This window comes from Acidobacteriota bacterium, from assembly GCA_016703965.1.
Classification (GTDB): Bacteria; Acidobacteriota; Blastocatellia; order Pyrinomonadales; family Pyrinomonadaceae; genus OLB17.
On sequence record JADJBB010000021.1, the window covers coordinates 1,478,239 to 1,491,016 of the forward strand.

The 12,778-nt window shown below is 49.4% G+C and carries 7 protein-coding genes and 1 pseudogene; 6 read left to right on the forward strand and 2 right to left on the reverse strand.

What is annotated here, in order from left to right:
* The first annotated feature begins 3 nt into the window (after positions 1 to 3).
* Both IPG22_13800 and IPG22_13805 read left to right on the forward strand, forming a co-directional pair.
* Positions 4 to 609 (forward strand): hypothetical protein, encoded by a 606-nt coding sequence (locus IPG22_13800; GenBank protein MBK6589361.1) that lies wholly within the window; start codon positions 4 to 6, stop codon positions 607 to 609.
* Positions 610 to 629: 20 nt separating this feature from the next.
* Positions 630 to 3,137 (forward strand): annotated as a pseudogene (locus IPG22_13805) (GIY-YIG nuclease family protein).
* Positions 3,138 to 3,278: 141 nt separating this feature from the next.
* Here IPG22_13805 and IPG22_13810 read toward each other — a convergent pair.
* Positions 3,279 to 4,037, reverse strand: a complete 759-nt coding sequence (locus tag IPG22_13810; protein ID MBK6589362.1) for a hypothetical protein — start codon at positions 4,035 to 4,037, stop codon at positions 3,279 to 3,281.
* Between the two features lie 595 nt (positions 4,038 to 4,632).
* Here IPG22_13810 and IPG22_13815 point away from each other — a divergent pair.
* The 3 genes from IPG22_13815 (at position 4,633) to IPG22_13825 (ending at position 9,774) form a co-directional block, all read left to right on the forward strand.
* Entirely contained in the window at positions 4,633 to 5,865 is a 1,233-nt protein-coding gene (locus IPG22_13815; protein MBK6589363.1) for a site-specific integrase, read from the forward strand.
* Positions 5,866 to 5,976: 111 nt separating this feature from the next.
* Complete coding sequence (locus IPG22_13820) at positions 5,977 to 7,011, forward strand: hypothetical protein (GenBank protein ID MBK6589364.1); 1,035 nt, start codon at positions 5,977 to 5,979, stop codon at positions 7,009 to 7,011.
* A gap of 927 nt (positions 7,012 to 7,938) precedes the next feature.
* Complete coding sequence (locus IPG22_13825; protein ID MBK6589365.1) at positions 7,939 to 9,774, forward strand: AAA family ATPase; 1,836 nt, start codon at positions 7,939 to 7,941, stop codon at positions 9,772 to 9,774.
* A gap of 1,028 nt (positions 9,775 to 10,802) precedes the next feature.
* Here the strand turns inward: IPG22_13825 and IPG22_13830 are convergent.
* On the reverse strand, positions 10,803 to 10,985 hold the full coding sequence (locus IPG22_13830) for a hypothetical protein (GenBank protein ID MBK6589366.1): 183 nt from the start codon (positions 10,983 to 10,985) through the stop codon (positions 10,803 to 10,805).
* A gap of 17 nt (positions 10,986 to 11,002) precedes the next feature.
* On the opposite strand from IPG22_13830, the gene IPG22_13835 reads away from it, so the two are divergent.
* A complete protein-coding gene (locus IPG22_13835) occupies positions 11,003 to 12,772 on the forward strand; it encodes a hypothetical protein (GenBank protein MBK6589367.1) in 1,770 nt (589 codons plus the stop codon).
* Positions 12,773 to 12,778 lie beyond the last annotated feature (6 nt).

Consider the following 12,778-nt stretch of genomic DNA (forward strand, 5'->3'; position numbering starts at 1 on the left):
AATATGAAACATCCATTTTTTGTAGGTGGCCAGTTCCGAGACCGGAATCAGGGATATGAGGTAATCTCCATTTCAGACGGTAGTATGGTTGTCCGATACGACGATGGGAAGCAAGAAAAGATCGGTGCTCAGTCCTTGGAAATAAAGGGGCGAATCCATAACAATATCCTTGCAGAGTATCGCTCAAGCCATCCTTCCACATCCGACGATTATTTCTGGACCCTTGGATATCTTTCGGATCGGGCTCGTTTTGACGCAGAGCTTCCAAATCATGTCGTTGCTAATTTTCTTTCTCATTATACGAGTTGGAGTGGTGAAACGGTGACTACAGAGCATCCGAGCGTTATGCTTCTTGGCGATGTTGATAAGTATGGAGCTGAGCTTCGAATTTATTTTCCTAATCCCCCGAAAGATTTGGATTTTGGTCCTGGGATTGAGGTTCGAGCCGGGCAGACTGAAGGTATTAAGCGCGTTAATAACAATGGATTATGGTATATGCTTGTCCGAATCGGGTTCAGAGTTGGTGACAGGCACGATAACGAGGTAATTCGCAATTCTATTCCTCCCGATAAGCGTTATCTTTTCGATGAAGGGAAACACGGAGCGTAACGTCTTGACGTTTGATATCAATGCCGAATAAATTCTTCCCAAAACGCCCAGAGTCGAGCCCAACGATCTATGCCTACGAGGATACCCATCCGAAATATTCCGGGTTGCTAAAGGTTGGATATACAACGGGCGATGCAAAAAAGCGCGTTGCTCAACAATATCCGACCAAGCGGCCGGGCGGCGCACCGTATAAGATTCATTTCGAAGAATCCGCTATGCGGAAAGACGGAACTTCGTTCACCGATCACGATATTCACCGCTATTTGAGAAAGAAAGGATTTAGAAATCCTGATGGCGAATGGTTTGATTGTACGATTAAAGATATTCAGGCTGCCGTCATTGCTCTGCAAACAAATCAATTAAACGAAGAAAGCCGAACGCAAACCTTTGGGATGCGTCCGGAACAGCGCGAAGCGGTTCAGAAAGCCGTCGATTACTTTGAAAGCTACAAAGATGAGAAAGGCAAGGTTCCGCATTTTCTCTGGAACGCGAAAATGCGCTTCGGCAAGACATTTGCCGCCTATCAGCTTGCGTTGAAGATGGGCTGGAAAAAGGTTTTGGTTTTGACATTCAAACCGGCGGTTCAAAGTGCCTGGGAAGAAGATATAAAATCGCACGTTGATTTTGAGGGCTGGCAATTTATCTCGCGGGATGGTTTGAAGTTTGAAGATGCAGACAGATCGAAACCATTTGTTTGTTTCGCGTCGTTTCAGGATTATCTAGGAAAGACAAAGATCGGTGCGATAAAGCCAAAGAACGAATGGGTTCATGAAATAAACTGGGATTGCGTCATCTTTGACGAATACCATTTCGGCGCATGGCGTGAAGGAGCGAAAGGTTTATTCGCCGCGGACGAATCAGAAGAAGGCGAGGTTGAGGCAGAGTATAAAGACGGTCAGGAATTCGTTGACGAAGAAATCCTGCCGATCACAACCGGCCATTATCTCTATCTTTCCGGCACTCCGTTCCGGGCCATCGGCACAGGCGAATTTATAGAGGAACAGATATACAATTGGACGTATTCAGACGAACAGCGGGCAAAGACAACTTGGGCCGGAGCAGATAATCCTTATCTTTCGTTGCCGCGAATGGTTTTGATGACTTATCAGTTACCTGATTCGATTATTGAGATCGCCAAAGGCGGTGAATTTGACGAGTTTGATCTAAATACCTTCTTCTCTGCTGAAGGTTCGTTTCAGACGGCAAAGTTTAAGTATGAAAACGAGGTCCAGAGTTGGCTCGACCTGATCCGCGGCCAATATATGGCGACTTCGCTCGATAATCTAAAACTCGGTGCGAAGAAGCCACCGATGCCATATTCGCACGCGCCGTTATTAAGTGTTCTTTCCCACACTCTCTGGTTCCTTCCAAACGTTGCGTCGTGCTGGGCGATGAAGAATCTGTTGGAGAAACGGAACAATGCTTTCTATCACGAATACACAGTGAATGTTTGCGCCGGCACCTCGGCGGGAATTGGGCTGAATGCTCTCGGCCCGGTTCTCGAATCAATGCACAAACCGCTCGAAAGCAAGACAATAACTCTTACCTGCGGAAAATTAACGACCGGAGTAACGGTCAGACCGTGGACTGGAATCTTCATGCTCCGCAGTACGAAGAGTCCGGAAACATATTTCCAATGTGCATTCAGAGTTCAGTCGCCATGGATAATATAAAATCCCGACCGAAACTCTCCGAATAAAGAAGAGATCATAAAACAGGAATGTTATGTCTTTGACTTCGCCCCGGATCGAGCCTTGAGACAGATCGCAGACTATAGCTGCAAACTGGACGTAGAAGAAACAAACCCGGAAACAAAGGTTTCCGAGTTTATTCAGTTTCTGCCAGTTCTCGCATACGACGGCAGCACAATGAAAGAAATAGATGCCGCCGCGATCCTCGATTGGGCAATGAGCGGAACGTCCGCGACTTTGCTGGCCAAACGTTGGGAAAGCGCGTTATTAGTTAATGTAGATAACGGCACGCTCGCGAAACTGATGGCGAATGAAGACGCGATGCGAGCGTTGATGAATATCGAGGGTTTCCGAAGTCTCAATCAGGATATCGAAACAATCATCAACAAATCCGATGCGATAAAGAAGGCAAAAACAAAAGCCAGCGAAGAAGATCTAACTGAAAAAGAAAAGAAACAGCTCTCGGCGGACGAAAAAGAATTTAAGAGCAAGCGAAAGGAGATTCAGGAAAAGCTGATCAAATTTGCGACGAGAATTCCCGTCTTTATGTATCTGACGGACTTCCGCGAATATAGTTTGAAAGACGTGATCACGCAGTTAGAGCCCGGGCTATTTAAGAAGGTTACTGGTTTGGATACGAAGGATTTTGAATTGCTCGTAAGCCTAAACGTTTTCAATAGCTCGTTAATGAATGACGCTGTCTATAAATTCAAGCGATACGAAGACGCAAGTCTTTCATATACGGGAATCTCCAAGCATAAGGGATTGAAGATCGGTCTTTACGATACGGTCGTAAGCTCTGTGGATTTCCGCGATGCTATAGTCAACGAATACTAATTGGCCAGACCCATCGAAAAATTCTCTTCATATGCTGTTTTGCAGTTCGTTCTGTGTCTAAATGATCTGTTGGTTTGCACTAAAAAGAAGGCTGTCGGGAATAAATTTCCGGACAGCCTTTAGAATTTGATCTTGTAGAGATTATCGGTCGGTATCGGGCATGATCTCGACCTTTACGTTGAACGAGCCTGAGTTGTCGTCAAGGTAGCCTTCGTTGATCCCGAGAAAGAGAGCACCATCGCGAGTCGCGACGAACTCGCGTTCGGCTCCGATGTATATGAAATCGTTGTTGTCATCGCCGATTACCGCGATCAGGGCCCCGGTGGCCACGTTTTTCAGAAGTTTCTGATCGTCGTTAAGCGTTGGCAGGCCCGATGCTGAAGTGCTGTTGCCGCGGCCGAGGCTAACCTTGCCGTCGCCACTGATGCGGATCCGCTGGCCCTTACGGACGACCCAGCCGGAATTTGTCCATCCGTTGGCGGTGTTGTCGGCAAGAACCTTTATTCTCCATTCGATCGGCTTCATAGGTTCGGACGAGCGGTTTGGATTTGAGGTCTGCCGGACCGGTTCATCCGGAGTAATTACCTTGGCCGGCACCATGAGAGGCTTATCAGAAACAGGCTCACGATATGTCGCATTGCGGTTCGAATTGTCCGAAAGCTGCGGCTGCGGAGCGTCAAAGGCGATCGATTCGACCTCGGTTGCCGCAAACGTCATCTGCTTTCTGCGTGAACCCTCGCCGATCGCAACGGTGAATTTTCCGCCGCCAAAGCCGGTGATCTTGCCCTTGATAATGCTGCCGTCCTTAAGACGCAGCGTATCTGCAAATGAGAGCATCGATAGGGTGAGGATCAGAAACGAGGACGCAAAGACACGTAAATAACTGGGCTTAAACAACATATTTCCTCCGCATACGCGTAAACACAACCGAACACCAGATAGCTTTAGTTGAATGACCGGTCTTGTGAACCGGTTGATTGATGAAAATTCAATTGTCTGAGTTGCAAAATTTGCCTGCGCTTAAACAAATTCTTTTGCGATGATACAAAACTTTCTTAAAGTTGTAAATGAATATTCATCACGCAGGTCGTTGAAATTACGAGGGTTGCCCAATACCCTCGGGTCAGGCTGGACTGCTTAAGACACATATCATCAAAAACCAGCCTTCTCAGCAGCTCGTGACCAATACACAAAAAGACGACCTGACCGGCCGCCTTCTGCTTTTCTACACCATTGTGTTTATTACGTTTGATCTGGAGCCGGTGATAAGACTCGAACTTACGACCTGATGATTACAAATGAACTAGGCTAACTCGTGATGAGCCCCGAATTCTGGGCCTTCTAAAATCGCAATCCCCAATAAACAAGGGCGAAAACGCAGATTCGCTGTTGCATGTCGTTTCAGAGTTTGTCACAATATTCCACGGAATTTAGTCCAACAAAGTCCAACATTTAGTCCAACATTTAGTCCAACATGTTGGCAGCAAGGGAATATATGAAAATCAGTCAGTCGATCTTCAATCGAGGTAAGAAGGGCGGGGATACCGGGAGGATCGACAAGACGTGGACGCTACGTCTCACGCACATCGATGAACGTGAAAACAGAACGAGTAAAACATGGCAGTATGCGACAAAACAGGATGCGAAGGAGGACGTTGAGAATCGTAAAGCGGAGCTAATCAGATTTGTCGAAAACAAGGGATTAGATCTTGGCGACATTAAAACATTCAAGCAGTGGGCGGAGCATGCAAAAAAGGACTTTTACCGACCAGCCGTAATTACCGAAGGGCGAAAGGTTGCGGGCATTAAGGCTCATAGGCCAACACATATTCTGATTGACCAACTCATTGAGTGTTTTGGGGATAAGCCACTTGCTAAGTTTACGAAATACGATCTCGATCGTTACAAGATATGGCGCTTGGAGCAAGGTGATAGACGTGGGGAAAAGGGCAAGCTCGAATCCAAGGAACGGTCGGCGGTTAAACTCGCTACGGTGAACCGAGGGCTTGCGATCTTAAAACATTTGCTGATCGAGGCGCACGATGTCGGATTGATTGCTAAGAATGTCACCAAAGGATCAAAGGCCATCGATGCAGACGCCGAGACAGCTAGGACGCGGACGCTTACAGACTCTGAAGAGTTGCGCTTGCTCGCGTCGTGTTCCGGAACCCGTACCGTTGAATACAAACGGAAAGGGAAGGATGTTAAGGCTACAGTCGAGGCGGACAACCCCTATTTGAAAGCATTGATTTTGCTGGGGCTGGATTCTGGTTTACGCCGCGGCGAAATTTTAACACTTGATTGGAACGACATTGATCTCGACACTGGGATTATCAAGATCCTTGGAACGCATACTAAGACACAGCGGACTCGATCCGTTCCCATGACTAGCCGGACAATAGCTGAGTTGCTTGCACTTCCAACCTTTGATTCCTCCGGCAAGGTTTTTCCTTTCAATGATTTCAAACGCTCTTGGGCAACGGCGTTGCGAGTTGCCGGAATTGACGGGCTAACCTTTCACGATCTTAGACGTACTTTCGTGACGCGGCTTCAAGCGGGTGGAGTATCGATCGGCATTGCCGCAGAGCTTGCTGGGCATTCGCGGCTTGAAACAACTCAAAAACACTACACGTCGACCGATAACGCGGCGGTTGTGCTGGACGTGGCGGCGAGGATTAACGCGGCGAATGAAATACGGAATAATCAGTGGCCAGATACTCTCGAATAGTATCTTTTCGGGCCGTTATCGCTCCCGTTCGTACTTGCGGACAGCCCGATTTCCCGGCGGGGCTGGAGACAATTTCATCAAAGAAAGACTATCTGGTAAAGAGAGGTTCTAATGGCATCTAGTAAGAAGAAAGCGGAAGGCGATCAGAGCGAGAGCCTTCGAACTTTAGGATATTCTGATGAGCGTCAGGCGAAGATTGTTGAGGTGCTAGATCGGCCCGAGACTGATTCGCTAGAGGAAGCATTTCTACTATTAGCCACAGAAAGGCAAATCGCAGAAATTTTCTCGGATAAGTTTCTAGAAGCTCTTGTCGAGATGCCAGGCAGTAGAGATGCAAACCTGTCAAGACTTTTCGCTTTGCTTTCCAAACTTAATGAGTTATTTGACTTCTATTGCGTCAAACCTTCAGCCCCGCTGCTCGTCTTTCATTACATCGACCTTCAAACAATCCGGAATATCGAATCCTTAGAATCTCCTTCTAAGGCCGTCGCCGAGGCCAGATACCTCAGGTGGATCAAAATCATGTGGGATTGGAGAGATCGGATATGTGTAGAACTATTGAAGCGAAAGCACGGCGGGCTAAGTCTTTCAGTGCGTCTGAAAGATGTTCAAAGGTTTCGCTCTCTATATAACTTTGACTCAGACAAGTTGGAAGAATATGAACGTGTTCTTCAGAACATGGATCATTTTGATGTGCTGTTGGAACAACTTGAGGCTATTCCGGACATTCGAACAAAAATGGCCAAGATTTTAGAGGAAAAATCCGTTTGGGAAAGGAAATTTAACTCTCATAGCGAAACATCAGATTCAGAAACTAGTTTTGGTCGAAAATGCGATATTGAAATGGCGAAGTACGAGCGGCTGTTGTTGCTTCAAACCGAGCCTGACGAGCGACCAGACGTGACGATCGGTGGGAGTCACGATTCAGAACCTGACCAAATGAAGCGCAGAGTCATAATTTTGTTGATAGAAGAACTGATACCAAAATTTTCTGAAATGAGTGTGGCGAAGCAGTCGGAATTTCTAGCCTTATTGACTGGAAGGAGCAAAAAAGGATTCGAATTGATTATCCCCGACCATCGAAGGGCCGAAAACTTCAAAGACACCCAACGCGAGGCATCCGAATGGATAAGTAGGCTTAAATAGAAAAAAAAATAAAAACGTAACCGGTTACGTAACCGCTAACTCGTCAAAAAGTGTTCTTAAATCGTCCTATGTCACAAAGTGGCTGGACGATTTTTTGCTTTTGCAGGGAACGTCGAAATCAAATCAAAGGATGGTTTAATTCAATGTTCGTTTTTCTGTTGGTATGTATCACGATTTGTACTGCAATCGTAGGAACGAGTTATCAACCTCCGAGTCTCCCCGAATATATCCGTGAGATTGATGTAATTAAACAATGGGGAATAAGTAAGGCCACGCTCATCCGTGCGCGTAAAAAAGGCTTGCCGTTCACACGCTTGGGGGCTTACGTCTGCTATCGGCCTGAAGACCTAGAATCTCATTTTTGCCAACCTCGATCCTGGAAGGCGGCCTCGACGAACGGCGGGGAGGCTCGAGATGCAGGTTGATAATAATTATGCGATCGTGTACGCAACCCGCTCCTACCACGGTGCGTCCCTGATGCACAGAAGTCATACCGAGCATTACGCGAGCTTTAACCAAACCCAGCCTGAAGACGCGCAGCGCAATGTAGAACCGCAGCCCATCGCAGGTCGGCACACCTTAAGAGTGATTATGGGGCCGGGCAGGTGATCGCCCAGATGATGGCCGTTCATATTGTCTGGACGATTCGGCCAAGCAATGGCTAAAGGAGACGAAAAACATGGGAAGGAATAGAAAAGCGGACCTTCGCGGGGTCCGCTCAGACGAAAAACATTTAACACGCAAGTCAAAGAGGTTTATCTCTGATGAGTATACGCAATTTCCGCCTCTTGCTCAATGTAAATATTGCCGCTCGGAATATATGCGTTTCGCCGTCAACGGCTATTGCCAACGCTGCCAACAGCATGCCGAACATATTGTCCGCGAGCAGACTCGGGTCGTAGACGGAACCGACCGGGGAGGACGGCAATGAAGCAGGGTGGGGCGGTAGAAGCAGTATTCGCAGTGTCGTATTTTAATCGCACGACTGACAATCAGGCGAAAGTCGGCACTTTGACGTGGGCGGGTCTCTGCAAAATGTTTGAAGAGCCAATCGTCGAATTTGTGAAAGATAATGTTCCCCTATTTTCGCCGGCGACTTTCAGTCCGCCCCAACGAGCGAAAGTAAACGTTCAAGCATTATCACTCCTGATCTATGACATCGATCACGACGCCGACGTCGAGGGGATCAACTCATCGCTTAAACGCCTAGGCTGCGCCGCGATTGTCGGGTCGACCCACTCACATATGCGGCAAATCGACGGAAGACGTGCGGAACCGCGGTTCCGGATCGTTATCAGTCTGAAAGAGCCTATTCCTTGCCACGAGTATCCGTCTGTCTGGGCAGCGGGTAAGCAAGCACTAGGCGTTCCCGTTGACGAAGCTGCGAAAGACCCCTCAAGAATCTACTATAAGCCCGCCTTAGCAGGTACGGGATTGCCCTACTACTTCCGCATCCACAGCGGCGCTCCACTTGACTGGAGGACGCTTCGGGCTCCGGAAAAGCCTCTCGTACAAGGTAAAGCCGCGGAGACCAACTCCCATGTCATCAATAATGGCAGCCGTAACGCGACATTAACCAGCCTTGCTGGGAGCATGCAGCGCCGGGGCATGTCCAAAGATTCAATTCTTGCAGCATTATTAGCCGAAAACGCCGCTAGGTGCGTTCCGCGGCTTCCGGATGATGAGGTCCAGAGAATTGTTAAGTCCGTCACGCAATATCCTCCAGATATAAACACTAGTCATCACGCGGCGTTGCAACCGATCTCGATCGAATCGCTTATTGCGGACTATCCGCGGCTAAGATTATCCGTTATCGACGGCCTGTTACGAGCAGGTGAGGTCGCAAATCTGATCGCGAAGTCAAAGGTAGGGAAGTCTTGGTTGACGTACTACATTGGGCTTTGTGTCGCCTGCGGGATAAAGCTATTCGGCGAATATCAGTGCGATGCGGGACCGGTGTTATTGATAGACAACGAGTTGCATCCCGAAACCCTCGCCCATAGGATACCCGAGGTTGCTGGGGCGTTAGGGATCAGGCTCGAGGACTACTGCGACCGAATCGACGTTATTACGCTAAGGGGAGGATTATTAAACATCGACCAAATGCTCCTAACCTTTGATGGACTCAAAAATAATGGCTACAAGGTGATTATTATCGACGCCCTGTACCGTATGCTTCCCGCAGGTATTAGCGAGAACGCAAACGACGGGCTTGCCCAGGTGTATAACCGAATCGATCAGTATGCAGCAATGACAGGTGCCGCGATCATATTAGTGCATCATGCTACGAAAGGTGGACAGGGGGAGAAAGATGTCACCGACGTGGGGGCTGGAGCAGGAGCCCAATCGCGTGCCGCCGATACACACATCGTCCTGCGCCCGCACCAGGAAGAGGGGTGTGCGGTCCTCGAGGCGGTTGTCCGCTCCTGGAAACCAGTGGAGCCTCTTCCGCTGCGTTGGGAGTTTCCGATATGGAGGCGGGCGGCAGATTTGGACGCGGCTGCGTTAAAAGGCCGCAGGACACGGCACGAGGAGAAGAAGCAGGTAGAGGATGACAAGGGTATGGAGGATATCTTCATTGCTCTAAGGCGCGAACCTGACACCGCAAAGGGGTTGACCTCTCGCGTTGGAATTGGACCGGCTAGGATCGGTCGACTTCTTGGGGCACTCGTGCAAAGCGGCCGAGTCGAATATGAAAATGTACGAAAACGCGGGCAGGAGTGTCGGCAGTACCGTCCGATATCCACTAGTTCCGGCGACTAGTTCCGGTGAAAAGTGTTTCCAGTGCCAGTGCTAGTGACTGGACTGGTGCCCCCCCCCTTTATAAGGGGGGGGAACGAGTCGAGTGAGTCAGTGCCAGAGTGGATAATCGGGAAGTGTGACCAATCAAGTGGATCATGAGATCGAACCGAGGACTACAAAGGGCGACCGGAGGTAACCGATGCTTTTCCCGGAATTGGACGAACGACCAGCGGATTAAGAGTCTTCAAATTCAGTTTTATCTTGTTTGCCCTGGATTATTTCACTACGGAAGACACTGGGGTTTATTTTGATTCTGTTTGTTTAGTTTCGTCTGAGCAGAGTAGTTTTAGGAGATTTGTTGCACAAGAGTTGCACAAGCAGAACATGAGGTTCTTCGCCGTTTAGGAAGAGGGCACCTTTTCTTTCATCGTGGGTTTTCTAGGTATTGTAGGAATCTACTATTAGTGTTCCTAGAAAGCTCAGCCTCGATAACGGCAGCCTAGCCTTGACGCTCGACCTTGACCGCTCTAACTGAGCCCCCCATCATGCCTAGCCTAGCGGCATAGCCGCTGAGTTATGAGGAATTCACCCGTCGGGGCGAAGTTGGCTTGTACGAGGGGGCAGGAGAGGTGAAAAGGGGAAACCCAGCTCAGTCTCTGAAGGCCTGATGGTACGGCCAGCCATTTTCGAATAGTCGGAGATGAGCCAATTTTGGTTTCATGTAGCGGGACGCGAGTCCCTGCACGAATAGATGATTGCATCGCTTTAATAAGGCGGCGGTTACGTTCTTTTGTCAAAAAAACACGCACCTAACAGACACCAACCCGATGTACCAATACCCGTGCGCTTGACACCAAGGGGTAACTTCATAGATGACCACGATCTTTCCGACCCGGAAATGCGGGAGGCGGAGCCTCGCGCATCTTTATAAAGAGCCATCCGGAAAGGCATAGCCATTCCGCACAGCACTGCGGCAGTGCCGCCCTTTTGGAGCCGGGAATCCGTCCGAACCCCCCGAGGCGGTGACATAGACAAATAACGGGTGGATATTATACCGCCGTTTCCAGACGTCTCATGTTTTTGGTGGGCACGCCTGACACCGCCTTTCTTGCAGGCTGGCCCATCGATTCTCTCTGGTTGAGGTTTCCGATCAATGCGAGTAGTATTTCCCAAACACCCAGAAAGTTTTTGAAATTGGCGGTCGTCAGAAAATGCCGGCTTTTCGTATTCATTTGACCAGGTGGATGACATGAACCCGTTTAACCAAAACACGCGCTTTAGGATCTTCAAATTTGTTTTTCCATTTTTTATTCTGCTGATCTTTCACCAGATATCGCCTGCGCAAGTAACCAGCCGTGAGTGTGCAAAGGAAGGTGAACGTTGCGCATTTGCGGGAACGGCCGAGGTCGCATACGGTGCCGGGAATCGTTGGGCCACAAAGGTGGCGACATCCTCGATACAATGCGGTGTCGCTGCGTTTGGCGGCGATCCGGCAGAGAACGTGTTAAAGACCTGCCAGCTGACCACCAAGAAATGTGCTGGCGAAGGCGGGAAGTGCGAATTCAGCGGCGTTAAGACAGTTAATTACGGTGCGAACGGCATCTTTGCGAGTAGGACCTTTAGAGACGGCGTGACTTGCGGCGTTGCGGCATTCGGTTACGATCCTGTGCCAAATGTCCTGAAGCAATGTTTCATTGGTCCGGCGCCCGAGAAGCCGATCAACGAGATCACCTGGCTCGGCACACACAACGCCATTGCCTCCACGTATTACGGATTTTTTATCCAAAACTCACAACGCGACAGCGTAACTGCTCAGCTTGATCGCGGGGCACGGGCGCTTGAGATCGATACCGTTAAGGACACGCCAGCTGGATTTGCCACGGGTGTCTATGTCTGCCACTGCGGGGCGGCGCCGCACAGCCTGAGCAACGAGGAGCTTAATCGATTTGCGAGCAAGAAAGAGAACCAGACCTCGTGGCCGTTCCAACTGCCGGGATGGACGCATCCGACGCCGTATATGAGATTTAGCACGATCCTGAAGGAGATCGACAAATGGTTGATCGCGAATCCCAACGAGATCGTGATCGTATTGATGGAGAACAACAGTGCGAACGGAGCTCAGCTCGATACAGAGATCGAGGCGGCCGGTTTGCAGACCGGCATTTACAGACACCCTGACGACGACAAATGGCAGACCAAGTCGGAATTGGTAAGAAAGAACCAGCGACTTATCCTTCAGGTCAGCGACGACAAGATCTACGCTCTGGGCTATCGCGGCCTCACGGGTGAAAGCAAATATGCGACGCCAAAATATAAGGTCGTGGATAACAAGTATATGGAGATCCTCAGTTATGGGGCCTTAACTCCCCCTGGGTACGGCAACCTCAACGAGTATTCAAAGGACAAAGCCGATGACGCACGCACCGGCAACAAGTTGTTGGTGATGGGGGCATTCAAGTCCGCCCTGACGGACGAGCTCACTTCGCGGTCATTCAACCAGTACTCCTTTCTCAATGCCGCAAAAGCCCAATGGCAGGACATGAATCCTAAGAACACGTTTTACCCCAGCATAATTGAGGTGAATCAGATACACATCGGCGATGCTCTGAGGTTCGTCAACGACCTTAATGGAGGGCCGTATATGATATCGTCAAAAGCCGACAACATCGGCGACACGTCTGGCGACAGCTGGCAGCTCAGGTTTGAGAATAACGCTGCGTTTAACGCCGGGATCGTGGTCACCTACTGGCAGGATTTCGGCAGCGGTGCCGCTAAGGTATCGGTACCGATAGTCGTAAATTCCGGGGTCCTAAATCCGGCACTTGGCGTGGCGAGAATGGTCAACATCCCGCGAAACACGTCGGCTGGGAAACCGATCAGCGTCAGGGTCATTCTGTACTCAACCGCGGAGTTTGACCTGTACAAAGAAGACCATCCAGCAAACTTCGTCGGCAGCCCCGTTCCATGCTTCAAAGCAACCGGCATCCTCACCAGCCCAAAAGGCAGCAGATGTGAGTAAGCCTTA